The following is a 25,994-nucleotide window of genomic DNA, read 5'->3' as shown; positions in this document are numbered from 1 at the left end:
GACTCCTTCCTCATCCGGCTTTGACAGAACGATAACCGGCTTTCCATTCAATGATGTTTTTCAAAAACAGTGTCACAATCGCAAAAACCGACATGACGGAGGCCGCCGCAAAAGCGGCCGTAAACTGATATTCGTTGTACAAAATTTCGATATGAAGCGGGAGCGTGTTGGTAACACCCCTGATATGACCGGAAACGACTGATACGGCGCCGAATTCGCCGATTGTCCGGGCCGCGCTCAAAATCACGCCGTAGATCAGCCCCCATTTGATATTAGGCAGCGTCACATGCCAGAACGTTCTCCAGCCACCAGCACCAAGGGTGACGGACGCTTCTTCTTCAGCATTTCCCAAGCTTTGCATAAGCGGTATTAATTCCCGGGCGATAAAAGGGAGCGTCACAAACAAGGATGCAAGCACGATTCCCGGGACTGCGAATACGATTTTTATCTGGTGATCAAGTAAAAATGGACCAAGCCAGCCGTGAAGCCCGAACAAAAGGACAAAGATTAAGCCCGCGATTACCGGAGACACGGCAAACGGCAGATCAATCAGTGTCATAAACAGACTTTTCCCCCTGAATTCATATTTGGTCACAGCCCACGCCGCGGCGACGCCGAACAGCGTATTCAGCGGAACCGTGATGAAAACGATGAGGAGCGTCAATTTCATCGCGGCAAGGGAATCCGGATGCGTGACAAAGAGGATATATGCTTCCGCTCCCTTTTTAAAAGCTTCAATAAATATGAATGCAAGCGGCATAATTAAAAATATGGACAAAAAGAGCAGAACTGCTGAGATCAGCACCCATTTCACAACGGGTGATTCCCGTATCTCCCGCTTTGGCACGGCTGTTTTCGCTGTTTTCGCTGTTTCCAGCTGCATGGCATATCCCCTACCTTCCTGCGTATTTTCTCGCGGTGAGCCATTGCAATCCATTGATGATGAATAAAATGAAAAATGTGATGACAAGCATGACTGCCGCAACAGCTGTTGCCCCGGCATAATCGTATTGCTCTAATTTCGTCATAATGATCAGCGGGGAAATCTCGGTTTTAAACGGCATATTGCCCGCGATAAATACAACAGAACCATACTCCCCGAGGGCGCGGGCAAAAGATAATGCGAAACCCGATATAATAGAAGGAAAAAGCTCCGGCAGAATGACCTTTTGGAAGGTTTTCCATTTCGAAGCTCCAAGTGACGCAGATGCTTCTTCCGTTTCCTTTTGGAGATTTTCTAAGACGGGCTGAACCATCCTGACGACAAAAGGCAGCCCGATAAACGTCAATGCGATGACAATGCCGATCGGTGTAAAGGAAATACGGAAAGGAAACAACTGTCCGATCCAGCCGTCCGGTGAATACATTGCCGTTAATGTAATGCCTGCGACGGCGGTCGGCAGCGCAAACGGCAGATCAACCAGGCCGTCAGCCAGCCTTTTCCCCGGAAAGTCATATCTCGTCAGCACCCAGGCGATGACAACGCCGAAAACCGCATTGATCAAAGCGGCGCAGCCCGCCGTCAAGAAGCTCAGCCGATAGGAAGCCGCGGCCCTCGGCTCAGAAATGATATGCCAGACGTCCCCGGGCCCCATTGACATCGTATGAAAAAACACCATGGACAGCGGCACGATAACCAAAACGGCCATATATAAAAATGTAAATCCCATCGTTAATCCGAACCCCGGAATCACGGACGGTTTTGTTTTTTTGAAAAGTAACGTTCTCATACTCGTTTCCTCTTTCTATTTCTCATAGATGCTGTCAAAGGTTCCGCCGTCATTGAAATGGGTTTCCTGCGCTTTTTTCCAGCCGCCGAATTCCTTTTCGACCGTCACCGTTTTAATCTGCGGGAATTGTTTTTCATACTTTTTCAGAACCTCTTTATCGCGGGGCCGGTAAAAATTCTTCGCGGCGATCTCCTGCCCTTTTTTGCTGTAGAGGTAGGACAAATATGCTTCAGCCGCTTTTTTTGTTCCTTTTTTATCGGCGGTTTTGTCGACAACAGAGACAGGAGGCTCAGCCAGAATGCTGATTGAAGGATTGACAATCTCATATTTCTCCTTGCCGAATTCCTTCAGTGTGAGATAGGCCTCATTTTCCCAGGCGATCAGCACATCCCCCATCCCTCTTTCTGTAAAACTGGTCGTGGCTCCGCGCGCCCCTGAATCAAGCACTTCCACATTGCCGTAGAGGTCTTTCATAAACTGTTTGATTTTCGTGTCGTCATGATGATACGTTTCATCGGCATATGCCCATGCCGCTAAATAGTTCCATCTGGCTCCGCCCGATGTTTTCGGATTGGGCGTAATGACCGAAACGTCCTTTTTCACCAAGTCAGCCCAATCAGTGATGTGTTTCGGATTCCCTTTTCTGACTAAGAATACGATGGTTGACGTGTAAGGAGTTGATTGATCCGGCAGACGTGACTGCCAGTTTTGATCAATGAGCCGGGCTTTTTCTGCTATCGAATCAATGTCATAACCTAAAGCAAGCGTTACGACATCAGCGTCGAGTCCGTCTATTACGGATCTGGCCTGCTTCCCCGAACCTCCATGCGACTGCTGAACGGTTACATCTTGACCCGTTTTCTTTTTCCAATAGGAAGAAAAGGCCTGATTATACTCTTTATACAGCTCCCGTGTCGGATCATACGATACATTCAGCAGCTGAACGGTCTTTCCGTCTGATGACGCGCTGCCGGACTCAGATTGACAGGCTGACAGCGCCCCTGCCAATAAGATCAATACTAAAAATGCCGCTGTTTTTTTCATGTGCCTGATTTCTCCTCTCTTTTTCCGCATAAAAAAAGGCATATTATCCCCTTTCAAAAAAGGGAAATAATATGCCTTCAGTTGACTGATGGGCAATTATACCGGTATCAGATTTGGACAGAACGGCCAGCTTTCGTTTGTGTACGATCAGCTATTTGTGCCGGTTCGATGTGTATAAGAATAATTCAAACTATCCCTAGCTGTCAACTAAGTTTTAGAATATTTAAATTGTTTTCCGCTGACAAAAAAAGCGCCCCGCCTCTGGCCGGAGCACCTTTTTTCTATGCTTTTGCTTCCTCGATCACACATGTGACACCCATGCTGGCGAGCGCCTGCTCCAGAGAGCCGTAAGTTTGATACTCTGAAAAATCAAGTCCCAATTGGATAGAAGTCTGTGCCACATCAGGCCGAATGCCGGAAAACACGGTTCTGATGCCGAGGAGAAATAACGTTTTCGACAGCATATACAATTGCTGCGCCACCATCGTATCGACAATGGGCACACCGGACAGATCAATCACAAGGTTTGTGATCCGTTTGGCGACACAGTTTTCCGGCACCGACTCCAAAATCACACGCGCCCGTCTCGTATCAATCGCGCCGATGAGCGGCAGAGTGCCGATCGTATCCGCGATCAAAATAACCGGACAGCTCAATTCGGAAATAAGCTCCTGCTGAGATGACAGCCTCGCGATCATTAATTTCTGAAACTGTTCAGTAAAATCCGTCATCAGCTGATCAAACGAGCCGTTGACAATGTAATTCCAGCGGCGGGCATCCTCATTTGTTACAATGTCCTGATGCTCATCCATAAAACGGGTGACCGCCTCCCAAAAGACGGTTCTTGAATTGCCGATCGCCTCAACGACCTCATGAACCTCCGCGTCTTGCTCCACTCTGCTTTTCGCTACCTGTGCGGCCCATTTTTCTTTGTTATGCTGAAAAACGGCCGGATCTTCCAAAAAAGCGCTTGCGATGACCGTGTTTGTAAAGGTATGCTGCTCGATCAGCAGCCGTTTCATTTCCTCACTTAATTGATCCGCAGAATAAAAACGCCCTCTCAGCTTCCGTCTCAGCTTAAGCCATTTTTCCGTCAGCTCTGCCGAATGTGTAATAATATAATCATGAAGTAATTGGTCTTTGTTCACTGCCGTCTCCTCTTTCAAGAATATGTACTTTTGTCTAAATTATAAATCGGAATCGCCAATCGCACTAGAGAAATTAAAAAAAGCCGGCACATTAAAGCTTTTGATTGCTTTTTTCGGCAGGAGGATACACTATAAAAGAAATGAAACAGGAGGTCAGTATGATGATCAAAAAAATCGCGACAGTTGCCGTATACACTGATGATCAGCAAAAAGCGAAAACATTCTGGACGGAAAAAGCGGGGTTTGAAACCGTCGCCGAGCATCCGATGGGACCGGGCGCCTTCTGGCTTGAGGTAGCGCCCAAAGGGGCCGCCACTCATTTGGTTATTTATCCGAAATCGATGATGAAAGGGGCCGAGCATATGAAGGCTTCTATCGTATTTGAGTGTGAAGATGTCTTTGCCGCATACGAACAGATGAAAAAGAACGGCATCACCTTTTTAGATGAACCGAAACAAATGGAATGGGGCAGCTTCGTGCAATTTAAAGATGAGGATGGTCATGTCTTTCTCCTGAAATCGTAATCCGTCAGGCATCTCAATTGACTTTGAGAATCATTTTCATTTAAAATGTTGGATAAAGCGTGAAAATGATTGGAGAGCTACCAGATGTTTGTGCAAATCAGAAAAATGACCGTAAAAGAAGGACATGCCGACAAAGTAATCGAAAGCTTCAGTTCAGAAGGCTTGATTGAAAAGCAGGAAGGTTTGATAGACGTAACGGTTCTGGAAAAAAAAGTCCGCCGCGGTGATGAAGAAGTCGTCGTGTTAATCCGCTGGGAGTCTGAAGACCATTGGAAACAATGGGAAAAAAGCGAAGACCACATCGCGGCCCACAAAGCAAACCAAGGCAAGCCGAAACCTGATTATATGCTTGGAACGGATGTCGGTATGTATCATGTCAGAGCCGTTAAAACAGGCGCACACGAAAAATAATAAAGAGCATTTGCCCCAGGGCAATGCTCTTTTTATTTTTTCTCCTCATACGGCAGGACAAACAGCGGTTTATCGGGCTTCCATTCCGCATACAGCACGTCCTCCGTTCTTTTGATGTTCAGCTTTTTCAGCTCCTGATTCAGCTGCTTTTCTTCCAGCCCGGCTTCTTTCAGATTTTCATACAGCACTTCGCCGTCAATAATCAGCGTGACCGGCAAAGAGACCTGCTTCGGCTTTATTTGCATGTCGCCGTTTTTCGTCGTGTCATATTGGAATTTCGGCAGGACGCTGACCATCCCGTTTGTTTCTAAAATCGCGTACTCCGCTTCCTGTATGGAAAAGCAATTCGCCTGTCTGAGAAGGCTTTGCAATTGATTAATGTCCAGCTTATTCTTTTTCAGCACATCATATTTCAGTTTTCCTTTATGTATGATAATACTCGGCTCGCCTTCCAACAGCTTTCTGGAGCTTTTTACTTTCTGCGTAATCAGTTCGATGAGATAAATTAAAACCCCCCATAACAGAGAAGCAAAAATGATTTCAATAATCCTGACGCCTTTATCATACACCGCATTTCCGACCAGTTCGCCGAGGATGAGCGCGGAAATAAAATCAAACGGCGTAATTTGCGAGAATTGGGTTTTTCCAAGCAATTTTAAAATCACAAATAAAATACCCAAGCCGCATACTAACTCCCAAGCCACTGTAAGTAAATGTCCCATATTCGCACCTTCTTCTTAAAAGTCATTACCATTATGGACATCCGCCTGTTTTCTATACAGCGGCCGGCAATACACAAAAAAACGCAGCCGAGGCCGCGTTTTTTCACTTCTGCTTACTGTTTTTGATTCGATCTGACGACCCGTAAGCACACCTCAGCGGCATAACCGGCTGCCGCTCCGGAACCCGCAAACATCGCGGCAAGCCCCAAGCCCATTCCTTCCCAGCCGCCGACACCGAAAATGCTGTAAACAACCGTACCGAAAGCAGTCAGGCCCAGCACCGCCAAAAGGCACTCAGGCCACATCTTTTTCGGCCATTTCTTACGGAGCACAGCCGATACGGCAAAGTTAAGACAAAATGCGGCCAGACAGATCAGATAAAAAAACCCCATGTCTTTTGCACCTCCGTCATAAGGAGCTTTTTATTTACTCACCTTTTTTTCAAACAAATGATAACCCGGCGCGAGCCCTTTTGATTCGTAACCCATTCCGCTGTAAAACGACTGAAGCGCCTTGTTTTCGGCCACGCAGTCGAGCCGGATTTTCGTTTTTCCCGGACAAGACACACCCGTCTCCGCCCAAGTCATGATTGTCCGGCCGAGCCCCGCGCCTTTAAACCGCCTGTTAATCGCCAGCCGGTGGAGATATACGGACTCCTCATGTCCTTCATCGCCCCATAGACGTCTGTCCCACCCGCTTGCTTCGGGAAGCAGCATGACGACGCCGGCCAGCTCTTCATTCTGCCTGAATAAAAAAACATACCCTTTGGCGATCGCCTCCCGCATATTGTGGGTATCTTCCCCTTGCAGAAGACCGCTCCACTGGTTCGACCCTTTATCGCGAAGCCATTCTGCCGCCTGCACGAGCAGATCCATGACCTCTTCTTCATCATCCTTCCGGGCGGAGGTGACCCGGAATGCCCCCGCCTTCTCCTCCGTAATCGTAAATGGTGTCATAAAATCCTCCTATAATCAGAATATTCGACACCTTTATTATAGACCAAACGCAGAAAGGAAAAAAACAGCCGTCATGTTTGAGGGCCGTTTAAAAAATTTTCTTCTTATCACGTTCTTCTTTTAAAATCTCAACCGCTTCCCTGAAACGCATAGAGTGAACGATTTCACGCTCACGCAGAAAACGGAGTGAATCATTCAGGTCAGGATCATCGGAAATATCAATAATCCATTGATACGTCGCTCTCGCCTTTTCTTCAGCCGCAATATCCTCATATAAATCAGCAATCGGATCTCCCTTCGCCTGTATGTAAGACGCTGTGAACGGAACTCCGGCCGCATTGTGATAAAACAGCGCGCTGTCATGGTTGACGTAATGATCACTGAGCCCTGCATCACGCAGCTGCTCCGGTGTCGCATCTTTTGTCAGCTTATAAATCATCGTCGCAATCATTTCTAAATGCGCAAACTCCTCCGTGCCGATATCCGTCAGCAGGCCGATCACCTTATCAGGAATCGTGTAGCGCTGGTTTAAGTACCGGAGCGCTGCGGCCAATTCGCCGTCCGCCCCGCCGTATTGTTCAATGAGAAACTTAGCCAGCATCGGGTTGCATGTACTCACTTTAACCGGATACTGCAGCTTTTTTTCATATACCCACATTTACAGATCCCTCCTTATACTTGCCATGGCCAAGGACCGCGGCCCCAGTCCCATTGAGCGCCGGCCTGACTCACGCCGAATTGCAGAAGCGGTCCGTACTCAGGTTCAAACCGTTTTCTCAGCTGCCTTGAGTACCGGGAATATTCATGAAACTGCTGAAGCGCGAGACGGTCATGGGGATGCGTATCCAGATAAAGCGTCAGCTCCACCAAGACAAAGTCCGCCGCCTGGATTTGTTCCAGCAGCCGATAGTATTCATCATCAATCTTTTTCGCCATATTCGATTCCCCCCCGATAAGGATTATCATAGAAATCGTAAAGATCCTTCCAAAGGGTTCCTTTTCTCAATGCCTCCATCGGAGAAAACTGCTCCAAGTGATACGGCTGAAACCGCATATAAAGATGCGGCGGCGTTCTGTAGTATTTTCTTCCGATCGGCGGGCAGGGATCAAACCGGCTGTGGAAGGGTTTATAGGATTTGACCGGTGTAAACGGCTGATTTTCTTTCATTACGATCCTCCTTTCCTAAACACATGACCTTAATAGGTATGAATCCGTATCGGCATTTATGCCCTGTAAGAAAATAAAAAAAGCCCGTTAAAAACGGACTCAATGCAGCTCATCTGGAATTTTAAGTAAAAAATCATAATGAAAAATCTGATTGAAAGCGCTGATAATGTTTAATTGTATATTCCGTAATTTGCTGATCATATTCAGGATATTCATATCTCAATAAAACAGCCACTGACGTTGAATATGCTCTGAAGAGATCCTGGCAGTCAAACAATGCCTTCCACACGCTTTCATACGTATTGCCGACATAAGTATTCAGCAGAATTTCCCAATCTTTCGCATTCATGTAATGTTGAATATACTTATAATTCTTCCCTACACTTAATGAAAACTGATGCTCTATCCCGATATTCCACGCAATCATACGCAAAACATTAGGCCTTAAAATGTCATTCATATGATCCAGCGCAAACAGTATTTCTTTACGCATTAATCCTTTAATCACATAGGTTGAAACCATCCAAAATTCATTGCAGCAATCATCAAACTCTCCGGGGGTCGGTTTCTTTATATGATATTGTTCATCACTCGCAATCATCTTACTGTTGATTCGGTCATCCTTGTCTAATAATATTTCCGCCAAACCATCACTCTGTGTAAAATAATTCTCTGTTTGACTCAGAGGGATCAAAGTTAAGTCGATTTTATGATGATCTTTAAAAAGCATGAGATAGGAGAACCAGTCTCCGAGTTCCGGAGGGAAAAGTTCCATATCTTCAGGTTTTTGTATCATCATTCTTTCGCCAAACTGATCCAGCCAGCTTTCGTCAGATGTGAAAGAGTCCATATCGGTCACAAAATAAGAAATATCATAGTCTTGAAATTTGTCTCTCGGTACATTTTTATTGGTTCTTGATCCCTCTAAAGTGACAAGACGGATTCTCTCGTCCTTCATCGCAATATCAAGAATCAATTTCATCATTTCGTCTTCACTTCTCACATGTAAAACCTCCCGATAAAGAGTTTTTACAGATCATGCTTTTCAGTTTATAAACAACTTGCTCATGATTTACAGAAATGTCCTATGTACTTGATGATTTTGCTCCAATCGTAACACAGCTGCAAGAACATGAGAAGAGCACTCTTGCTGTTCCAAGAGTGCTTTTCCCGAATGGTCAGATAAATTGGCTGTCCCGATGATGATGGTGATGGAACGGGTAGCCGCCGTAGCCTCCGCCATAGCCGCCAAAACCGTACCCCGGATATCCTCCGAAGCCGCCGTAGCCGCCAAAACCGCCGTAACCGCCAAAACCGTATCCCGGGTAGCCGTAGCCTCCGCCGAAACCGTATCCCGGATATCCTCCGAAGCCGCCGTAGCCACCGTAGCCTCCGTAGCCGCCAAAACCGTACCCCGGGTAGCCTCCGTAGCCTCCATAGCCGCCGCCGTAAATCGGTCTTCTTTCATTCATGATTTATCGCTCCTTCACATAGGTTACAGTCCAGTTTATGACATGCGGAAGGAAACGTATGGGCATCCGCCCAGTTTTGGTGAAATAATCAATAATTGCTTACGGAGAAATACGATACAGGCCGGCCGCATAAGCAAAATAAAAAGGCCGGAACTTATGCCGTCCCGGCCTTTTTGTCTTTATTCGCCTAAATCCACATTGTGATAAACCTGCTGTACGTCTTCGAGGTCTTCCAGCACATCGATCAGCTTTTCAAATTGAGCTTTCGCATCTTCCGGAAGCTCGACTTCATTTTGCGCAAGCATCGTCAGCTCCGCAACCGTGAACTCTTCAACGCCGGCATTTTTGAATGCCTCCTGTACGGCATGGAATTGATCAGGCTCGGCATATACGATAACACTGTCATCCTCTTCCAAAATATCGCGCACGTCCACATCAGCTTCCATCAGCAATTCCAGCGCTTCATCCGCCGTCTTGCCTTCAACGCCGATAACGGCGGTCGCATCAAACATGTAAGCGACAGACCCGCTCACACCCATATTTCCGCCGTTTTTCCCGAATGCGGCGCGCACTTCAGGCGCCGTGCGGTTTACATTATTCGTTAACGCATCAACGATGATCATTGAACCGTTCGGCCCGAAACCTTCGTAACGCAGCTCGTCAAAGTTCTCCTCCGCGCCGCCTTTCGCCTTTTCAATCGCACGCTCAATAATATTTTTCGGCACACTGTACGTCTTTGCGCGCTCAAGCACCACTTTTAACGCCTGGTTCGATTCCGGATCTGGCTCGCCTTGTTTTGCCGCCACATAAATCTCACGGCCGAACTTCGCGTAAATCCGGCTCGTATTTGCGTCCTTTGATGCTTTCTTTTCTTTAATATTGTTCCACTTACGGCCCATTTTGTTCCACTCTCTTTCACGAATTGAATCTGTATGATAAATACTCTGCTTCTATTATACCTCAGCGGTTGGGTTGTTTCGAGTGTAAGACATTAGAAAAAACAGGCACGCTTAAAATCACCGGAGCGCAGTAAGCCGAATTTGAGGATTATTGTACAAAACATAAAAAAGCCCCCTTCATACAGGAAGGAAGTCGCAAGCCAAAAGATTCATTTTATTCTTATTACCTATTTCCTACACTGTATATCCTGACTCACGTGGTAAAATTTTGATATCGAACAAAAGAAAGGATATGGTCATGAAAGTTTTCGAAGCAACCACCCTCCTGGCCGCCGCCAAACAGCGCGCGGGTGAATACAAAAAACTGCGCGGCCAGATGGTTAATCTGAAAAAAGCGTTTCAAGGCATGGCTGACCTCGGTGACGGCGATTTCTCTGGTCGGGGCGCCGACAACATCAAAGCCTTTTTCAAAGACCACGCCGGCGTCACAGACAGCTGGCTTGATCTGATCGACATGAAAATCGCATTTCTCACAAGCCTTCCCGGCAAGGTCGAAGATGCCGGACTTTCCAGTTCGCATGTGGAGGAATCTTTCCTGGAGCATGAACTCACCCACGCCCTCAGCAAATCAAAGGCGATTATGGAAGGGCAAAAAAAGGACATGGGGTCCATCCTCAGAGAAATCGAAGACATCATCTCGCTTGATCTGTTTTCAACGGAAAACACAGATCAGAAGCTCTCTTCAGCTGACAAAAAAAGAAGCGAAACGATACATAAGCTCGGCAAGCTTGATCACGATCTAACGAAAGAATACGCAGAAACCGAAGCGAACGAACAGTTCATCCAAGCTGACTTCCAGCAGCTTCAAAACGCCACAGGCAAAGGAAAAAGCGCCACGCCGCTTCACTACAACGCCAAGGCGTACCGTGAAAGCGACATCCATAAGAAAAAAGGCGAGATTGCAAGACATTCGGATGCTTATTTGAAGATGAAGAAAGAGGAAGCGAAGGAACGAGAGATTGAAAAACTGAAAGAAAGACTGAAAAACTACGATTATGCGAATGCTGATGAATTCTACTCAATGGCCAAAACAATCGGCTATAAAAACCTGACAAAAGAACAGCAGCGCTACTTCACTCAAATTGAAAACACGCGTGAACTTACAGACGGTTTCAAAGGCGTTGCCGTCGGCCTTTATGATTCCGGAAAAGACGCGGTCACAGGCCTGTGGGATATGGTCACAGATCCGGGCGGAACGGTTGAAGCCATTACAGGAGCGGTGGCTCACCCGATCAAAACGTATGAAGCCATTTCAGCGGCAATCGAAGAATCGTACCAAAAAGACATGGTGAATGGCGACACCTACTCCAGAGCAAGATGGGTGTCATATGCAGTGGGCACCGTTGTGACATCAGTCGTCGGCACAAAAGGCGTCGGTGCCGTCTCAAAAACAGGCACAGCCGCCAAAGTGACAACCAAAGTCAAAACAGCAGCAAGCAAATCCGCCGCAGCTCAAAAAGCGATAACGGTCTCAAAACAAACCGTTGACCACATCAAGCAAAAGGTCAACACAGGCATAGAAGTATCAAAAAAACGTGTCAAAACCAAGTTACATCAAATTGGAGATCTCACCCTGGCTGATATTCTCCCGTATCATCCGCGTCACGACTTAGTGCCGGCAGGCGTTCCTTACAACGCAGTCAACGGGGTCACACTTAAAGAGGGACTGCGGAAATTCGCCAAGGTCATCCTGCCGAAACCGTACGGAACCTCCGCAAGCGGCAGACGGACACCGGCACCGCATGTACCGCCGGTAACGGTCAAATACGGCGAGCATTTTGCGAAATGGACCAGAAAGAAAGTATTAAAACCGAATGTCATCTATAAAACAAAAGAAGGCTACACGTACACCACTGACAACTATGGTAGAATTACAAGTGTCAAAGCAGACTTACAGCTGGGAGAAGCAAAACGCAACCAATATGCACAGTCAAAAGCAGGTAAACCAGACCGTCTGACAGATGACGACGGAGGCCACCTAATCGCCACTCAATTCAAAGGCTCAGGCCAATTCGACAACATCGTGCCTATGAATTCTCAGATTAATAGGAGCGGCGGGAAATGGTATGAGATGGAGCAGGAGTGGGCAAAAGCTCTTAAAGAAGAACCTCCCGAAACAGTTAGTGTGCAAATAGAAAATGTTTATCAAGGCGATTCACTAAGACCAACTTTATTTAAAGTAAAGTATAAAGTTGGTGACGGCAGATATAAAAATATGACAATAAGAAACCAAGCAGGAGGTTGATATTATGGAGACAGAAAAAATGGGCCAATTATATCAAAAAATAGCAGAACAAATTAATGAAATGATTCCAGCAGAATGGAATAAAGTTGCTCTATACGCAGAGATTTTAGACGATTCTAGAGAAGTATACTTTTTCTTTAATACAAAAAATAGTGAAGAGTTCATTTATTCGCATGACATTCCGGAACATTATCAAGTAAGTGAACAAATTTATGATGACCTGTTAATCGAACTACAAGATTTATTTGATGAACTAAGAAATGAATGGAAAGCGAATAACTCAGACGTCTGGACTAACCTTACACTCAAGCTAGAGTATACCGGAAAGTTTTCAATTGACTATAATTATGATGATGTTATTGCTTCAGAACTAAACGGTACTCAACGTCAAATAGTTTGGGAATATAAACATTTAGGTTTGGCTCCTACTGGTAAGAAAAACAGGGAGTTCTTGGAACACTATCTCAATTCGGAAGAAGAATAATCTATTTTACAATAATCAAAAATAGCTCAGCCTTCACTGCTGGGCTATTTTTGATAACTAAGATTTCTCGACGATTGAAGGTGAAAAGATTGGAAACTAGGAAAATGCAAGATTTGTATCAGCTTATTAGTCAGAAATTGAATGACATCATACCTTGTGAATGGACAAAGATATATCTTTATGCAGAAGTATTAGATGATTCCACAATGGTTCTTTTTCACTTCAGAACACCAGAAAATAATCAAATTATTTATTCACAAGATATACCTAGCCATTACAACGTAAGCAAGGACATTTTCAAGACGTTGTTAAGAGAACTAAGAGAACTTTTTGAAGAATTAAAAACTGAACACAGAAATAATAACGATGATGTTTGGACTAACCTTACACTAACATTGGATCGTAGCGGAGAATTCCAATTAGATTATAATTATGATGATATTTTAGCATCAGATTTAGATGGATATGAAAGAATCGCAATATGGGAATATAAAAACCTTGGTATTTTGCCTGAAGATGACGATGATAAAGAATTTGTAATAGACTACTTCGGTCTTTAAATCAATAATGGCCCAGCGCTTCTCTGCTGGGCTATTTTTTATAACTAGGATTTCTCGACGATTGAAGGTGAAAAGGTTGGAAAATGCAAGATCTGTACCAGATTATTGGTGAGAAATTAAATGACATCATACCTTGTGAATGGACAAAAATATATCTTTATGCAGAAGTATTAGATGACTCTACCATGGTTCTCTTTCACTTCAAGACACCAGAAAAACGTCAATTGATTTATTCGCAAGATAACCAGTCCGATACAGTGTAAGTAAAGATATCTTCAACACTTTTTTAAGAGAAATCCGAGAACTTTTTGAGGAATTAAGAATTGAGCACAAAAAGAATAATAATCAGGTTTGGACGAACCTTACATTGACATTGGAGAGCAACGGTCAATTCCAACTTAATTATAATGATGATGATATTTTGGCATCTGAGCTTGATGGGTATCAAAGAATTGCATTATGGGAGTACAAAACTCTTGGTATCTTGCCTGAAGACGAGGCAGATAGAGAATTTTTAATTACTTATCTAAATCAATAATAATAAAAACTGGGGGCATCATGGAAACTGCAAAAATGGGTGAATTATATCAACAGATAGCAGAAGGCATTGACGAAATCATTCCATCTGAATGGGAAAGAGTTATTCTTTATGCGGAAATACTTGACGATTCATCTGAGGTTTTCTTTTATTTCAATACTCCACATAGTGAAGATTTTATATATTCTCATAACATTCCTGAGCATTTTCACGTCAGTGAGGAGATTTATGAGGGGCTGTTATTTGACTTACATGACTTATTCGAGGAATTACGTAATGAATTTAAAGAAAACAATCAAGATATATGGACTAATCTAACACTTAATCTGGCGATAAGCGGAGAATTCTCGATAGATTATAATTATGAAGACGTTATTCAATCTCCATACACCATTTCTGAAAGGCAAACAATCTGGACTTATAAAAATGTAGGAAAATATCCTAAGAGTGAACCTTTAAAATCCTTTTTAGAACAATATCTAAGTTCTCAAAATTAAAATTCCCCCTCCTTTTTTTGGGGGTTTTTTTGATACAAATGATCCTTACAAATTACCAATTATAATGCAGGAGGCTGATTCTTTTTGGAAAATGAATTAAATGCATTATATAGAAGCATAGCTGAAACCGTTAACGAAATGATACCTGAACCATGGGAGAAATTTTTGTTCTACGCTCAGGTTTCAGAGACAGGCGGAAGCACTTACTTTTTTTATAGTTCTCAAATGAACCTAATCATTTTAAGTACAGTCTTGAAATTCCGTTTGAATTTGATATTGACGAAAATGAATTCGATCAGTATGAGATGGAATTATTTAAACTAAGCGAAAAAATGAGAGATGTTTTCAAAGATCATGATCAAGAATTATTTTATTCCTTCACTCTTAGCCAAGAGAAATCAGGAAAATTAACTGTCAACTTTGATTATACAGATTGGTTTAAGACAGATTATAGTTTCAGTGATCAGCTTATCATCTGGAAATTTAAAAATTTAGGAGAAGAACCTAAGGATCCATCATTACAAAAATTAATAAAAAAATATTCAGAAGAATATCCTGAAAATCCAATTTAATAAAGTTGGGATAATGATGTTAGAAAAAACTTATCTAAAAATAACTGATGTCATAGGAAAAATAATCCCTTCCGAATGGAGCAAAGTTGTTCTTTATGCGGAAATACTAGACGGTTCCAGAGAAGTGTATTTTTTCTTTCAAACACCAGAAAACGATGAATATATATACTCTCATGACATTCCAGAACAATTTCAAGTTAGTAAAAAAATTTATACCGAACTATTAATAGATCTTCAAGAGTTATTTAAACAGTTACACAATGAGTTTAAAGAAAATAATCCTGAAGCATGGACAAATTTGACACTGAATCTTGAAAGCGATGGAACGTTCTCAATTGATTATGATTATGAAGATGTTATTGAATCTGATTTGGACGAATACGAAAGACAAATGATTTGGGAGTTCAATAACTTGGGTATTTTCCCCGAAGATGAAGAGGATAAAGAATTTGTTAAGGATTATCTAAATATTAAATAATGGCTTCAACAATTCAAAGGTAGAGGATCATCAATGGAAACTGAAAAAATGGAACAACTATATCAAAAGATTGCTGAACATCTAAATGAAATGATTCCATCTCAACGGGAAAAAATCATTTTATATGCTGAAATACTTGATGACTCAGCGGATATATACTTTTATTTTACAACACCAAATAACAGTGATTATTTATTTTCTCATTATATACCTGAACAATTTAATATGAGTGAAGAGATTTACGATCAACTGCTAATTGAACTTCAAGAGCTATTTGAAGAACTAAAAGAAGAATTTAAGTTAGGCAATCAAGACATTTGGACTAATCTCACTTTAAAATTAGAAAACACCGGACAGTTTTCAATTGATTATAATGATGATGATGTTTTATCCTCTGAACTTGATGACCTTCAAAGACGAGATGTTTGGAAATATCAAAATTTAGGGCTATTACCTAAAGATGAGGACGATAAAGAATTTGTAATAAGCTACTGCAGTCTATAAAACAATAATGGCTCAGCACTTCCTTGCTGGGCTATTTTTTATAACTAGGATTTCTCGACGATTGAAGGTGAAAAGGTTGGAAAATGCAAGATCTGTACCAGCTTATTAGTAAGAAATTAAATGACATCATACCTTGTGAATGGACAAAAATATATCTTTATGCAGAAGTATTAGATGACTCTACCATGGTTCTCTTTCACTTCAAGACACCAGAAAAACGTCAACTGATTTATTCGCAAGATCTACCAGCCTGATACAGTGTAAATAAAGATATCTTCAACACTTTTTTAAGAGAAATCCGAGAACTTTTTGAGGAATTAAGAATTGAGCACAAAAAGAATAATGATAAACAAAACAGGCAGCATCCAGTAAACGGATGCTGCCTGTTACATCGTTATGTATCGTCTGAAGAAGTCATTTATTTTGTTTTTTAAATATGAAAATAGATATGACGGTAAATATGATGGCTGTCATGACAATGACCCACAAGCTCGCAGCCGTACTGATAAAATGGCCGTTTAACTTGTAGACGATCCCGTAATGCTTTTCATATTCCTGTATTTGGTCCGCAGAAGCATGTTTAAACACTTTATCAACTGAGTCTGTCATAAACGCTTTTCTGAACAGAACGGCGGTGTGGCTGATAGGGAAATACATAATAATCTTCTGCACAAACACCGGTACGCCGCCGATCGGTACATATACTCCGCATAAAAAACCGATGGCTGTTCCGACAATCGTACTTAACGTCGAAAATGCATTTTGTGTGTGAATAAACAGCGTTAAAAATAAATTTATGGAACTCGAGAGTGCAACTGAAAGAATAATGATCCCCAATACTTCAAGTATATCTGTACCGCTTAAAAGCTTGCTGCCTGTTGAAACGAGAAAAATTTCACAGCCTAAAAAGGCGATGAAAGAAAAGATCAAGCCGATGACAAATGAATGAATGACATAGCTCAATTGGATGGTTGCCCTTGATAAAGGAGCTGTTAAAAAGTCATACGTTCTCTTGCTTTCTTTATCTTTCACCATAATTCCGAAAGCGCCTAAAGTCGTTGTCACAGCTGTAATGGACAGCAATCCCGCCACCATCCATTCGTTCACCATTGCTTTGGAATCATCTGTCGAACCGACCAGGGCCTTAATGGCGTCCAGCTGTGTCTGCTGTAAGAACACGGCATATAACAGAATGACGATAAATACTGACAGCAAAGAAAGAAGCAAAAGCGTTCGATCACGGAAGTATATTTTTATATTTCTGCTGATTAAACTGGATAAAGACTTCATTTATGCAATGCTCCCCTTTACTGGCAAACTGCTTCCTTGTTCTTCGATAATATGGATAAACACATCATCCATATTTCCTTTAATCACCTCGAAAGATTCAATTTTTCCTTCAAGACCTTTCAAAATGTCCAGCGCATGGAGAGTAGACTCAACACGAAGGGAATAAATAGAGTTTTTAACCGTAAAATCCAGTTGTTTATTTTCAAACCATGCAGTCGGATCAACGCCTTGCTTAAACATCATATGCAGACTGTCAAACGCATATTGATCTTTCAGCTGACTCGGTGTACCCTCTGCGATCAGACGTCCTTCTTTGATGACCACAACGTTATCAGCCACAGCGGCCTCCTCCATGTAATGGGTCGTTAAAAAGATCGTCATGTTTGTTTCTTCCTGCAGCCTTTTAATCGCATTCCAAACAAATACTCTCGTTTGCGGATCAAGACCTGTAGTAGGCTCATCTAAAAATAATATAGTTGGTTTATGGATGATGGCACGGGCAATATCCGCTCTTCTTCTTTGTCCGCCTGACAAATCGCTGTATTTTTTCTCCTTAATATCATCCAATTTTAAATAGTCTGTTACAAACTGATAGTTCTCTTGCACTTGTACCTTGCTTAAATGATAATATTGTCCGCGGTTCATGATATTTTCATAAACGGTCAATCGTTCATCCAAAATGCTCTCTTGGAAAACGACTCCGATCTTTTTGCGAATATGATTATTCTCTTTCCCCTCACCAAGCGTATAACCGTCTATTACCACTTTTCCGGATGTCTTTTTAATCAGCGTACAGAGAATATCGATAGTGGTCGATTTCCCTGCACCGTTCGTTCCCAGAAATGCAAACAGCTCGCCGCGTTTGACAGAAAAGGATACCCCTTTCACTGCTTCAAATGATCCATATTTTTTGCGCAGATCGGTTACTGTAATAATGTCTTGTTCTTCTCCCATTCTGTTCACCTCGAAAAGTAAGATTCTATACCGTTGTTCACTAACTTTATATCGTCATTCCCGCCAGGATTTTCCTCATTTTTATCCAACTTTATTATCTTTTTATAAATAATTATCTTAATTATAACGATATAATTTATTATTTTCGGGTTTTGTTATTGGATTTAGGGATCGGTGGATTTTCTATACAAGGGGATCACTATTGATTTTGCAGGAAATTTATACATGCTGTATTCAATAAACTCTTTATCATTAAAAGGGTTTTTATTGGTTAAGAATTTCAATACTATTTAAAACTCCTGTTTATAACCGAAATACATACTATCTTAGAACATTAAGAAAGGAGAACATAATGGAAACATGCCCTTATTGTGCAACTTCAATTCAAAAGGATAATCAGTATTACTGTAGTTTTTGCTTAATGTACATACATAATGTTCAGAGAGATGGCAAACGTGAAATCATAGATTATCGTGAGCATACTTCTGAATTAGATTTGGATAAGTCTACACCAGAACTAATGACTATGCCAACAATTGAATTATTTCATTTACTGCGGCTCTCAAGAAAAATACGCAAACAGAAGTATGATCAGCTATATAAATCTCGACTTGAATCAGAAAAGGGAAATGAATCAGAAAGTGTTCAAATCGCAACGGATAATTACCAATATTACACAAAGAAAATGTATATCATAGAGAATATATTAAATAAACGTCTGGGTTACATCCCGGATAGGATAGATAATGTATTTCTTAAGAGTTATTTAGAAAAAGTAATGATTAGTAAGGAGAAAAAACAAGATATGAAAGTGTATTAAAAAAGCTGCCCCTCTAGAGTGAATATTAATAAAGAGATGTATAGAAAGCTATATTATAGACGTTAACCAAACATCTTCTGGTACTCCTCTCATGTCACGAGTTCGTCCTGAATACAAAAAAATGCGGATTAAAAAAGGCAACCATCCCTAAGGGTTAGTTGCCTTCTCTTAATTCCAGCACAGCCACACACTCCACATGATTCGTATGCGGGAACATATCCACAGGCTGCACTTCGAGCGTCTGATATCCGCCATCCTCAAGCACCCTCAGGTCTCTTGCAAGCGTGCCTGGATTACAGGACACGTACACCACCCGCTTCGGTTTCATGTCGATGATCGTCCGCAGGAGGGCTTCGTCGCAGCCTTTTCTTGGCGGGTCGACGACTAGCGTATCTGCCGTGATGCCTTCTTCATACCATTTCGGAATGACGGTTTCCGCTTCTCCGACTGCGAATTCCGCGTTTGTGATGCCATTCAGCTCAGCGTTGCGTTTCGCATCCTCGATGGCTTCCGGCACGATTTCGACGCCGTACACTTTTTTCGCCTGCTTTGCAAGAAATAGAGAAATGGTTCCGATGCCGCAGTAGGCGTCGATGACGGTTTCTTCTCCTTGCAGCTCTGCGTACTCAAGCGCTTTGTCGTAGAGCACTTTTGTCTGTTCCGGGTTGACCTGATAGAACGATCTGGCGGAGATGGCGAATTTGACGTCTCCGATGAGGTCGTAGATGTATTCTTCGCCCCAGATGACGTTTGTTTCGTCCCCAAAAATGACGTTTGTTTTATTTGGGTTGATGTTTTGCACGATCGATTTGACGTGCGGGAATTGCGCCGTGATGTCTTTGATGATCTTCGCTTTGTGCGGAAAATCGCTTGTTCTTGTGATGAAGACGATCATCATTTCGCCCGTGACGACGCCGTATCTGACCATGATGTGGCGAAGCCAGCCTTTGTGGCGTTCTTCGTTATAGGCTTTGACACCGTATGCTGCACAGATGTCTTTGACGGCTTGGACGGCTTCATCGTTTTTGGATTGCTGAATCAGGCAGGCGCTCATGTCGATGATGTCATGGCTTCTTTGCTGATAGAATCCGGCGACGAGTCCGCCTTCTCTTTCTCCTACCGGCACCTGCGCTTTGTTTCTGTAGTTCCACGGGTCTTCCATGCCGAGCGTCGGGTGCACGGTGACTTTTGAGAGGTCCAGCTTGCCGATCCGTTCTAAGACGTCTTTGACTTGTTTCTGTTTAAACAAGAGCTGGCCTTCATAGGTCATGTGCTGAAGCTGGCAGCCGCCGCATTGCTTGTAGATCGGGCACGGGGCATCCGTTCTGTGCGGGCTTTCTTCCTTCAGCTCGATCAAACGGCCGAAAGCGAAGCCTTTTTTGACGCGTGTCACTTTAATTTGCGCTTTTTCGTCAGGCAGGGCGTTCGGCACGAAGATCGGGAAGCCCTGAACCTTTGCGACGCCCGCTCCTTCATGCGTCAAATCCTCAAATGTCACGTCATAGTATTCATTTTTTTCTATCGGGGGTTTCATTTTCATCTATAATCACCTCTCGTTTTACCAAAAGCCTTGTTTCAGCGTGCTGGCAAACCTTCAAATTCAATGTCAGCCTTCAAAGGTTTCCGATCACGCTGAAAAGATGACAAAATCCTAAAACGAATACTGTTTTAGGATTTTGTCCGCGTATTAGTCATCCAGCTGTTCCGCTTTCTCCTTCGGCATGATGACGTGAATATGCCGATACAGATTCACGAATTCGCCCGGCAGCATGCCGCCGTATTCGCCGTCCAGGTTCAGCTGCATCTTTTCTGATACATTGACTTTCACACGGTTCGCTTTTGTGTAAATAATGTGCTGATCGTTAATATGATCGCCTCTGAGCGCCATGCTCGCGACTCTGATAAACTCCGCGAGATTGGCTTTTTTCAAAATAATTAAATCAAACATGCCGTCATTCAGGCTGGAATCAGGGGCCAGCTTCTCGAATCCGCCGACCGAGTTGGTCAGCGTCACTAAAAACAGCATAATTTCGCCTTGAAACAGCTTGCCGTCATATTCAATCTCGACTTCTGTCGGTCGAAGTGAAGGCAGCATTTCCATTCCCTTTAAATAATAAGCAAGCTGGCCGAGCATCGTTTTCAGTTTGCTTGGCACATCGTACGTCAGCTCCGTCAGACGGCCTCCGCCGGCGATGTTGATAAAATACTGACCATTCACCTGTCCGATGTCGATCGGGCGGGCCACGCCGTTAATGACGGTATCAGCGGCATTCAGTATATTCTCTCTCGGAATGCCCAGCGCTCTGGCGAAATCATTTGTCGTGCCGACCGGAATGATGCCCAGTGTCGGGCGTTTGTCTAACGGCGCAAGACCATTGACGACTTCATTAATCGTTCCGTCTCCGCCGGCTGCGATAATCAGGTCAAACTCCCGCAAAGCGGCTTCTTTTGCGGCGTGGGTGGCATCCCCCGCGCATGTGGTGGCATGGGTGGAGGTTTCATAACCAGCTTGTTCAAATTTTTGCAGGACCTGGGCAAGATTTTTCTTAAAAAGCTCCCGTCCTGAAGTCGGATTGTATATTATGCGTGCACGTTTCATTATCTCATCATCCTACTTAAGAGTATCCGATCCATTATTAACACTAACAACCTTTAATTATACTATGACTTGAGAAAATCGCAACAATATGTACAGGAATTGCCAGAAGAAAAAAGGCCCCGGCTCCGTTTAAGGAGCCAAGGCCCGCTGTCTTACTCTTCTTCCGTTCCAGGTTTTTTCTTACGGAATTTCGCTAATACTTCATATACGATCGGCACAATCAGAAGAGTCAGCAGAGTCGAACTGATTAAACCGCCGATAACGGTGACACCGAGTCCTTTAGAAATGACTTGGCTTCCGCCTTCAAAGCCCAATGCCAATGGAAGCAGGGCGCCGATTGTCGCGATCGCCGTCATCAGAATCGGACGCAATCTCGTAGAGCCGGCTTCCAGGAGCGCTTCTCTCGTCGATAGGCCTTCCGCTTCTTTATGGATGACGCGGTCAATTAAGACAATCGCGTTTGTGACGACGATTCCGATCAGCATCAGCATACCGATCATGGCATTCAGACTGACCGTCTCTCCGGATACATACAGTCCGACTAATGCGCCGATGACTGTAAACGGAAGCGAGAACAGAATCGCAAACGGCGCTAATGCTCCGCCGAACGTGATCACAAGAACGAGGTATACGATGGCGATTGCGGCAAGCATCGCTAACCCGAGTTTCGTAAAGGAATCTGCAATATCCGCTGATACACCGCCGGTATCAATCGATACATTGTCCGGTTTATCCAGTTTGTCAACTTTCTTTTGAACGGCTGATGACACCTTCGTGACGTTGTCAGAAGTGACGGTTGCCGTTACGTCAGCGTACACTTTGCCGTCGCGTTTGGAAATGGTATCAGACGTCGTGCCGTTTTTCACTTTCGCCACATCGCCGATTTTTACTTCTTGGCCTGCAGGCGATGTGATGGTTTTATCCTCTAATTCTTTTACACTCTTATACTGGTCTTTTTCTGTTTTGATGTTGACGTCAAGCTCTTTGCCGTCTTTTTTCACCGTTGTCAAAGGAGACTGTGACGTTTGGGACATCAGGGCTTGGGAGATTTGCGAAGCCGTCAGGCCCTGCTTGCTGAGTTTCTCCTGGTCAGCGACGAACGTGTACTCATCATATGTGCTGGAAAGGCCTGAGTTGACGTCTTTCAGATCCTTCTCCTTTTTCATGATGCCTTCGATGTCTTTGACCGTGCCTTTAATATCAGACTCTGAATCTCCGTACACATAGTACGTTAATTCGTTGTTGTTGCCTGACGAACTGAAATTTTGTGATTTCCATTCGCCGCGGCTGGATGTTTTTTTGATTTCTTTTAAGACATTGTCTTTTTCTTTGTCAAAATCAGGCGTGTCATCCTCGTATTTCACGTAGAACAATGCGCCGTTTGAGCTTCCGCCGAGCGGACTTTGCGAGCCTAAAGAATACTGAACGGTATCGACATGTTTGCGTTTAAGCAGCATGTCTTCCGCTTTTTGCGCAGCTTTTTCAGCTTCGCTTTTCGTTTCGCCCGGTTCAGGCGTGTATGTGAGCTGCATCGTTTTGTCCGCTTGCGCAGGCAGGTAGCTCGCGCCGATCAGAGGTACGAGGAACAAACTTCCGACAAGCATCAGAACCGCGATGATAGATGTAATCCATTTATGGCTTAATGACCAATTCAGCACTTTTTTATAGAAATTGGCCAATCTGCCCGGCTTATGCTCTTTCGCTTTAACAGGCGCGCCTGTGAGCGATTTTTTGAATAAGCTGTGCGCAAGCATCGGCACCAGTGTGATCGAAATCAACAGTGATGCGGCAAGCGCAAAGACGATTGTTAAGGCAAACGGCATAAACAGTTCGCCGATCTGTCCGCCGACCATGGCAAGCGGCAGGAATACGGCAATGGTTACGATCGTTGATGACATGATCGGTTTAAACATTTCTTTCGTCGCTTCACGCACCAATTGCTTCCCGCGTAAAGGTTCATCTTTCAGCCTCATGCGGCGGTAAATGTTTTCGATCACGACAATCGAGTCGTCGACTACCCGTCCGATGGCGACCGTCATCGCACCGAGCGTCATTATGTTCAATGTGACATCAAGCTGATTCAGCACGAGAAGCGCAATCAGCAGTGACAGCGGGATGGAAACGATAGAAATCATCGTTGATTTAATATCTCTTAAGAATAAGAGAATGATCACGACCGCAAAAATCGCGCCGAAAATCGCTTTGCTTAACATCGTATCCACTGACTCTGTAATCGGCTCTGCCATATCAAGAGTCGAGCTGTACTTGAACCCTTTGTGGTCTTTTTTGTATTGATTCAGTTCATCTTTAATCGCATCGGCCACTTCTACCGTGTTGGCGTCATTGGCTTTTACGATATTAATTCCGATGCTGTCCTTTCCGTTCGTGCGGGAAATGGATTCAGCTTTTTTCACATCTTTAATGTCGGCAATGTCAGAAAGCTTGACTGTCGGCACCCCTGCTGACGCGCTTTGCTGTGCCTGCTGCATAGCCTGAGCGTCCGCCGCAGATGCCGCACCGGCTCCGCCCGCTTGACCTTGAGCGGCAGAAGAAGATGTGACCGGAATTCTCATCTCTTTCAGATCTTTAATTGACGTAATATTTCCGTTAACGACAACTGATTTTTCCTTGTTGCCGAATGTGTACAACCCAAGCGGCGTATTGACGTCAGAGCCTTGGATCACTTTCTTGACGGTATCTTCATCAAGTCCGTACTCTTTCATTTTTTTATCTTTGAAAGAGAATTCCACCTGCTCTTCCTGCTGTCCGGAAACTTGTACGGACGCAACGCCCTGAATGCCTTCAAGCTTAGGAACGAGAGTGTTTTCCACATTTTTAGTCAGATCTTCAAGCGAGCTTTTGCCGCTTGTCACACTGAGCGTCAAAATCGGGAAAGAGTTGAGGCTGTAACGGGAAATGTCAGGTTTTTTCGCGTCATCAGGAAGGCTGACACTGTCCAGCGCTTCAGCGACTTCGGTTTTCGCCTTGTCCATATCCTTGTTGTAATCATATTCAATCATAACCGATGAGACATTTTCAGAGGATGTGGACGTTACGACGCTCACTCCTTCTAAATTCTGCACCGCCTGCTCGATCGGTTTTGTCACGTCATCCGCAACTTGACTCGGAGCAGCTCCGGGATAAGTCGTATTTACTGAGAGGTAAGGCATGTTGACGTCCGGTATGGATTCCTGCTTCATATTCATACCGGCATACAGCCCTGCTACAGTAACGATAATCGTCATCAGCCAAACTGCGAATTTGTTCTTCAGTACAAAGTTAATAATGTGGTTCATCATGTCCTCCGTTAATTTTTATTGACTGACTGGTCATTCTATATAATACTAAACGGTATAACTCAACATCGTCAACTAATAAGGCAGTAAATTTTTCTAAATTTTTCAGGATTAAGGGGAAGCACGTCATGAACGAAAAAAAAGAGAAAATCATAAAAACAGGCATCCATTTATTTGCCAAAAAAGGGTTTTCTTCAACAACCATTCAGGAAATCGCCGGTGAATGCGGAATTTCAAAAGGGGCCTTCTATCTTCATTTTAAATCAAAAGAAGACCTTTTGCTCTCAGCATGTGAGTATTACATCGGCATGTCTATGGAAGAAATAAAGAAAATCAAAACAGAACATCAGCATAAATCGCCTAAGGACGTATTCCGAAAACAAATCGCTTATCAATTCCAGGAATTTATGGAGCACAAGGACTTTATCATTCTCTTGCTGAGCGAAAAGGTCATTCCTGAAAATCAAAAGGTCAAACAGTATTTTCATGAGGCCAATATTCAATTTAACATGCTGTATCGGGATGCTTTGCTCTCCGTTTACGGAGATGCCGTCATACCGTTTATAGCGGATGCGTCCGTTATGGCGCAAGGAATAGTGAGCTCCTATATTCATTTCTTGATTTTTAATGAACATACGGCATTCCGGACGGAAAACGTGGCGGCCTTTCTGATTGCCAGAATCGATGATCTGATTACGGGACTGATAAGAGACAATCCCGATCCGCTGCTGCCGGAGGATATCTTCACTCAGCCCGCGGCGGACAGAGAAAGGCTGCTTGCGGATATTCAAAAGATAAAAGCACAGCAGGGGCTGCCTGAGGACGTCCTCGTATCGCTTGAAGTCATTGAAGAGGAATACGCAAAGGAAGAGCCGCGAAAACCGATTATTAAAGGAATGCTGTCCAACTTGGCAGGCAGCGGAAATGAGCAGATTGAAACGCTGCGGGCTTCCATTGAAACCTATTTCAGCTTATAAAAAAAGAGACCGGCGCTTACCGGTCTCCGTATCAGCAGCGCCCTTT

Annotated in this window: 28 protein-coding genes and 3 pseudogenes; 13 read left to right on the top strand and 18 right to left on the bottom strand. The window is 43.6% G+C overall.

The window, feature by feature from the left end; all coding sequences use genetic code 11:
* Window positions 1-10: 10 nt before the first annotated feature.
* The 4 genes from cysW to ACWJJS_RS18240 all read right to left on the bottom strand — a co-directional run bounded on the left by cysW (window position 11) and on the right by ACWJJS_RS18240 (window position 3,922).
* Window positions 11-883: a sulfate ABC transporter permease subunit CysW gene (cysW, locus tag ACWJJS_RS18255; protein WP_369614762.1), complete on the bottom strand. Its 873-nt coding sequence runs from the start codon at window positions 881-883 to the stop codon at window positions 11-13.
* A gap of 10 nt (window positions 884-893) precedes the next feature.
* On the bottom strand, window positions 894-1,730 hold the full coding sequence (gene cysT / locus ACWJJS_RS18250) for a sulfate ABC transporter permease subunit CysT (RefSeq protein WP_060674487.1): 837 nt from the start codon (window positions 1,728-1,730) through the stop codon (window positions 894-896).
* A 15-nt stretch (window positions 1,731-1,745) separates the two neighbouring features.
* Window positions 1,746-2,774 (bottom strand): sulfate ABC transporter substrate-binding protein, encoded by a 1,029-nt coding sequence (locus tag ACWJJS_RS18245; protein WP_063174337.1) that lies wholly within the window; start codon window positions 2,772-2,774, stop codon window positions 1,746-1,748.
* A gap of 281 nt (window positions 2,775-3,055) precedes the next feature.
* On the bottom strand, window positions 3,056-3,922 hold the full coding sequence (locus tag ACWJJS_RS18240) for an STAS domain-containing protein (protein ID WP_063174331.1): 867 nt from the start codon (window positions 3,920-3,922) through the stop codon (window positions 3,056-3,058).
* 161 nt (window positions 3,923-4,083) lie between these two features.
* Between ACWJJS_RS18240 and ACWJJS_RS18235 the strand changes: the two genes are divergently transcribed.
* Both ACWJJS_RS18235 and hmoA read left to right on the top strand, forming a co-directional pair.
* On the top strand, window positions 4,084-4,446 hold the full coding sequence (locus ACWJJS_RS18235) for a VOC family protein (RefSeq protein WP_007408938.1): 363 nt from the start codon (window positions 4,084-4,086) through the stop codon (window positions 4,444-4,446).
* Between the two features lie 84 nt (window positions 4,447-4,530).
* On the top strand, window positions 4,531-4,857 hold the full coding sequence (gene hmoA / locus ACWJJS_RS18230) for a heme-degrading oxygenase HmoA (RefSeq protein WP_454023794.1): 327 nt from the start codon (window positions 4,531-4,533) through the stop codon (window positions 4,855-4,857).
* A 32-nt stretch (window positions 4,858-4,889) separates the two neighbouring features.
* Here hmoA and ACWJJS_RS18225 read toward each other — a convergent pair whose 3' ends face one another.
* The 9 genes from ACWJJS_RS18225 to ACWJJS_RS18185 form a co-directional block, all read right to left on the bottom strand.
* Window positions 4,890-5,579, bottom strand: a complete 690-nt coding sequence (locus ACWJJS_RS18225; protein ID WP_167859957.1) for a YetF domain-containing protein — start codon at window positions 5,577-5,579, stop codon at window positions 4,890-4,892.
* 113 nt (window positions 5,580-5,692) lie between these two features.
* Window positions 5,693-5,971 carry a YesK-like family protein gene (locus ACWJJS_RS18220; protein WP_017419062.1) on the bottom strand — a complete coding sequence of 93 codons (279 nt, stop codon included), beginning with the start codon at window positions 5,969-5,971 and terminating at the stop codon, window positions 5,693-5,695.
* Between the two features lie 30 nt (window positions 5,972-6,001).
* On the bottom strand, window positions 6,002-6,535 hold the full coding sequence (locus tag ACWJJS_RS18215; RefSeq protein WP_454023793.1) for a GNAT family N-acetyltransferase: 534 nt from the start codon (window positions 6,533-6,535) through the stop codon (window positions 6,002-6,004).
* Between the two features lie 88 nt (window positions 6,536-6,623).
* Window positions 6,624-7,193 (bottom strand): spore coat protein CotJC, encoded by a 570-nt coding sequence (gene cotJC, locus ACWJJS_RS18210; protein ID WP_003155700.1) that lies wholly within the window; start codon window positions 7,191-7,193, stop codon window positions 6,624-6,626.
* Window positions 7,194-7,207: 14 nt separating this feature from the next.
* On the bottom strand, window positions 7,208-7,471 hold the full coding sequence (cotJB, locus tag ACWJJS_RS18205) for a spore coat protein CotJB (RefSeq protein WP_003155702.1): 264 nt from the start codon (window positions 7,469-7,471) through the stop codon (window positions 7,208-7,210).
* A complete protein-coding gene (gene cotJA, locus ACWJJS_RS18200) occupies window positions 7,455-7,703 on the bottom strand; it encodes a spore coat-associated protein CotJA (protein WP_003155704.1) in 249 nt (82 codons plus the stop codon). The genes cotJB and cotJA overlap by 17 nt, the downstream gene beginning before the upstream one ends.
* 133 nt (window positions 7,704-7,836) lie before the next feature.
* Window positions 7,837-8,706, bottom strand: coding sequence for an aminoglycoside 6-adenylyltransferase (gene ant(6) / locus ACWJJS_RS18195; protein WP_454023792.1), 870 nt, complete (start codon window positions 8,704-8,706; stop codon window positions 7,837-7,839).
* A gap of 175 nt (window positions 8,707-8,881) precedes the next feature.
* Window positions 8,882-9,175: a spore coat protein gene (locus ACWJJS_RS18190; RefSeq protein ID WP_115996197.1), complete on the bottom strand. Its 294-nt coding sequence runs from the start codon at window positions 9,173-9,175 to the stop codon at window positions 8,882-8,884.
* Between the two features lie 179 nt (window positions 9,176-9,354).
* On the bottom strand, window positions 9,355-10,074 hold the full coding sequence (locus ACWJJS_RS18185; RefSeq protein WP_003155709.1) for a YebC/PmpR family DNA-binding transcriptional regulator: 720 nt from the start codon (window positions 10,072-10,074) through the stop codon (window positions 9,355-9,357).
* A gap of 298 nt (window positions 10,075-10,372) precedes the next feature.
* On the opposite strand from ACWJJS_RS18185, the gene ACWJJS_RS18180 reads away from it, so the two are divergent.
* The 9 genes and pseudogenes from ACWJJS_RS18180 to ACWJJS_RS18140 all read left to right on the top strand — a co-directional run.
* A complete protein-coding gene (locus ACWJJS_RS18180; protein ID WP_454023791.1) occupies window positions 10,373-12,379 on the top strand; it encodes a T7SS effector LXG polymorphic toxin in 2,007 nt (668 codons plus the stop codon).
* A gap of 4 nt (window positions 12,380-12,383) precedes the next feature.
* The gene (locus ACWJJS_RS18175) at window positions 12,384-12,863 is read left to right on the top strand and encodes an antitoxin YezG family protein (protein ID WP_454023790.1); all 480 of its coding nucleotides are present in this window, start codon (window positions 12,384-12,386) and stop codon (window positions 12,861-12,863) included.
* 89 nt (window positions 12,864-12,952) lie between these two features.
* On the top strand, window positions 12,953-13,423 hold the full coding sequence (locus ACWJJS_RS18170; RefSeq protein WP_454023789.1) for a TIGR01741 family protein: 471 nt from the start codon (window positions 12,953-12,955) through the stop codon (window positions 13,421-13,423).
* Between the two features lie 83 nt (window positions 13,424-13,506).
* A pseudogene (locus ACWJJS_RS18165) lies at window positions 13,507-13,961 on the top strand (TIGR01741 family protein).
* Between the two features lie 20 nt (window positions 13,962-13,981).
* The gene (locus ACWJJS_RS18160; RefSeq protein ID WP_454023788.1) at window positions 13,982-14,458 is read left to right on the top strand and encodes an antitoxin YezG family protein; all 477 of its coding nucleotides are present in this window, start codon (window positions 13,982-13,984) and stop codon (window positions 14,456-14,458) included.
* An 84-nt stretch (window positions 14,459-14,542) separates the two neighbouring features.
* Window positions 14,543-15,030: pseudogene (locus ACWJJS_RS18155) on the top strand (immunity protein YezG family protein).
* Between the two features lie 16 nt (window positions 15,031-15,046).
* Window positions 15,047-15,508 (top strand): antitoxin YezG family protein, encoded by a 462-nt coding sequence (locus ACWJJS_RS18150; RefSeq protein ID WP_104843154.1) that lies wholly within the window; start codon window positions 15,047-15,049, stop codon window positions 15,506-15,508.
* Window positions 15,509-15,541: 33 nt separating this feature from the next.
* Entirely contained in the window at window positions 15,542-16,012 is a 471-nt protein-coding gene (locus ACWJJS_RS18145; RefSeq protein ID WP_454023787.1) for a TIGR01741 family protein, read from the top strand.
* Between the two features lie 83 nt (window positions 16,013-16,095).
* Window positions 16,096-16,359, top strand: a pseudogene (locus ACWJJS_RS18140) (TIGR01741 family protein); the annotation flags it as partial.
* A gap of 67 nt (window positions 16,360-16,426) precedes the next feature.
* Here ACWJJS_RS18140 and ACWJJS_RS18135 read toward each other — a convergent pair.
* Both ACWJJS_RS18135 and ACWJJS_RS18130 read right to left on the bottom strand, forming a co-directional pair.
* Complete coding sequence (locus tag ACWJJS_RS18135) at window positions 16,427-17,302, bottom strand: ABC transporter permease (protein ID WP_204530342.1); 876 nt, start codon at window positions 17,300-17,302, stop codon at window positions 16,427-16,429.
* Window positions 17,303-18,256 carry an ABC transporter ATP-binding protein gene (locus ACWJJS_RS18130; RefSeq protein WP_071391414.1) on the bottom strand — a complete coding sequence of 318 codons (954 nt, stop codon included), beginning with the start codon at window positions 18,254-18,256 and terminating at the stop codon, window positions 17,303-17,305.
* A 352-nt stretch (window positions 18,257-18,608) separates the two neighbouring features.
* Between ACWJJS_RS18130 and ACWJJS_RS18125 the strand changes: the two genes are divergently transcribed.
* The gene (locus ACWJJS_RS18125) at window positions 18,609-19,076 is read left to right on the top strand and encodes a hypothetical protein (RefSeq protein WP_156736044.1); all 468 of its coding nucleotides are present in this window, start codon (window positions 18,609-18,611) and stop codon (window positions 19,074-19,076) included.
* A 154-nt stretch (window positions 19,077-19,230) separates the two neighbouring features.
* Here ACWJJS_RS18125 and rlmD read toward each other — a convergent pair whose 3' ends face one another.
* From rlmD to ACWJJS_RS18110, 3 genes are all read right to left on the bottom strand, one after another.
* Window positions 19,231-20,616 (bottom strand): 23S rRNA (uracil(1939)-C(5))-methyltransferase RlmD, encoded by a 1,386-nt coding sequence (gene rlmD / locus ACWJJS_RS18120; protein ID WP_454023786.1) that lies wholly within the window; start codon window positions 20,614-20,616, stop codon window positions 19,231-19,233.
* A 147-nt stretch (window positions 20,617-20,763) separates the two neighbouring features.
* Window positions 20,764-21,675 (bottom strand): diacylglycerol kinase, encoded by a 912-nt coding sequence (locus ACWJJS_RS18115; protein ID WP_020955460.1) that lies wholly within the window; start codon window positions 21,673-21,675, stop codon window positions 20,764-20,766.
* A gap of 152 nt (window positions 21,676-21,827) precedes the next feature.
* Window positions 21,828-24,971, bottom strand: a complete 3,144-nt coding sequence (locus ACWJJS_RS18110) for an efflux RND transporter permease subunit (RefSeq protein WP_070081472.1) — start codon at window positions 24,969-24,971, stop codon at window positions 21,828-21,830.
* Between the two features lie 128 nt (window positions 24,972-25,099).
* Between ACWJJS_RS18110 and ACWJJS_RS18105 the strand changes: the two genes are divergently transcribed.
* Entirely contained in the window at window positions 25,100-25,948 is an 849-nt protein-coding gene (locus tag ACWJJS_RS18105) for a TetR/AcrR family transcriptional regulator (protein WP_060674470.1), read from the top strand.
* Window positions 25,949-25,994 lie beyond the last annotated feature (46 nt).

The sequence above is a fragment of the Bacillus sp. JK106 genome (assembly GCF_053663355.1).
The sequence above is the reverse complement of the archived record's forward strand: the minus strand, read 5'-3'. Positions and strand labels throughout refer to the sequence as shown.

Excerpts from the sequence above, each read along its gene's own strand:
- cysW (WP_369614762.1), bottom strand. The coding sequence starts at position 883 with ATGCAGCTGGAAACAGCGAAAACAGCGAAAACAGCCGTGCCAAAGCGG.
- cysT (WP_060674487.1), bottom strand. The coding sequence starts at position 1,730 with ATGAGAACGTTACTTTTCAAAAAAACAAAACCGTCCGTGATTCCGGGG.
- ACWJJS_RS18245 (WP_063174337.1), bottom strand. The coding sequence starts at position 2,774 with ATGAAAAAAACAGCGGCATTTTTAGTATTGATCTTATTGGCAGGGGCG.
- ACWJJS_RS18235 (WP_007408938.1), top strand. The coding sequence starts at position 4,084 with ATGATCAAAAAAATCGCGACAGTTGCCGTATACACTGATGATCAGCAA.
- hmoA (WP_454023794.1), top strand. The coding sequence starts at position 4,531 with ATGTTTGTGCAAATCAGAAAAATGACCGTAAAAGAAGGACATGCCGAC.
- ACWJJS_RS18225 (WP_167859957.1), bottom strand. The coding sequence starts at position 5,579 with ATGGGACATTTACTTACAGTGGCTTGGGAGTTAGTATGCGGCTTGGGT.
- ACWJJS_RS18220 (WP_017419062.1), bottom strand. The coding sequence starts at position 5,971 with ATGGGGTTTTTTTATCTGATCTGTCTGGCCGCATTTTGTCTTAACTTT.
- ACWJJS_RS18215 (WP_454023793.1), bottom strand. The coding sequence starts at position 6,535 with ATGACACCATTTACGATTACGGAGGAGAAGGCGGGGGCATTCCGGGTC.
- cotJC (WP_003155700.1), bottom strand. The coding sequence starts at position 7,193 with ATGTGGGTATATGAAAAAAAGCTGCAGTATCCGGTTAAAGTGAGTACA.
- cotJB (WP_003155702.1), bottom strand. The coding sequence starts at position 7,471 with ATGGCGAAAAAGATTGATGATGAATACTATCGGCTGCTGGAACAAATC.
- cotJA (WP_003155704.1), bottom strand. The coding sequence starts at position 7,703 with ATGAAAGAAAATCAGCCGTTTACACCGGTCAAATCCTATAAACCCTTC.
- ACWJJS_RS18190 (WP_115996197.1), bottom strand. The coding sequence starts at position 9,175 with ATGAATGAAAGAAGACCGATTTACGGCGGCGGCTATGGAGGCTACGGA.
- ACWJJS_RS18185 (WP_003155709.1), bottom strand. The coding sequence starts at position 10,074 with ATGGGCCGTAAGTGGAACAATATTAAAGAAAAGAAAGCATCAAAGGAC.
- ACWJJS_RS18180 (WP_454023791.1), top strand. The coding sequence starts at position 10,373 with ATGAAAGTTTTCGAAGCAACCACCCTCCTGGCCGCCGCCAAACAGCGC.
- ACWJJS_RS18175 (WP_454023790.1), top strand. The coding sequence starts at position 12,384 with ATGGAGACAGAAAAAATGGGCCAATTATATCAAAAAATAGCAGAACAA.
- ACWJJS_RS18160 (WP_454023788.1), top strand. The coding sequence starts at position 13,982 with ATGGAAACTGCAAAAATGGGTGAATTATATCAACAGATAGCAGAAGGC.
- ACWJJS_RS18150 (WP_104843154.1), top strand. The coding sequence starts at position 15,047 with ATGTTAGAAAAAACTTATCTAAAAATAACTGATGTCATAGGAAAAATA.
- ACWJJS_RS18145 (WP_454023787.1), top strand. The coding sequence starts at position 15,542 with ATGGAAACTGAAAAAATGGAACAACTATATCAAAAGATTGCTGAACAT.
- ACWJJS_RS18135 (WP_204530342.1), bottom strand. The coding sequence starts at position 17,302 with ATGAAGTCTTTATCCAGTTTAATCAGCAGAAATATAAAAATATACTTC.
- ACWJJS_RS18130 (WP_071391414.1), bottom strand. The coding sequence starts at position 18,256 with ATGGGAGAAGAACAAGACATTATTACAGTAACCGATCTGCGCAAAAAA.
- ACWJJS_RS18125 (WP_156736044.1), top strand. The coding sequence starts at position 18,609 with ATGGAAACATGCCCTTATTGTGCAACTTCAATTCAAAAGGATAATCAG.
- rlmD (WP_454023786.1), bottom strand. The coding sequence starts at position 20,616 with ATGAAAATGAAACCCCCGATAGAAAAAAATGAATACTATGACGTGACA.
- ACWJJS_RS18115 (WP_020955460.1), bottom strand. The coding sequence starts at position 21,675 with ATGAAACGTGCACGCATAATATACAATCCGACTTCAGGACGGGAGCTT.
- ACWJJS_RS18110 (WP_070081472.1), bottom strand. The coding sequence starts at position 24,971 with ATGAACCACATTATTAACTTTGTACTGAAGAACAAATTCGCAGTTTGG.
- ACWJJS_RS18105 (WP_060674470.1), top strand. The coding sequence starts at position 25,100 with ATGAACGAAAAAAAAGAGAAAATCATAAAAACAGGCATCCATTTATTT.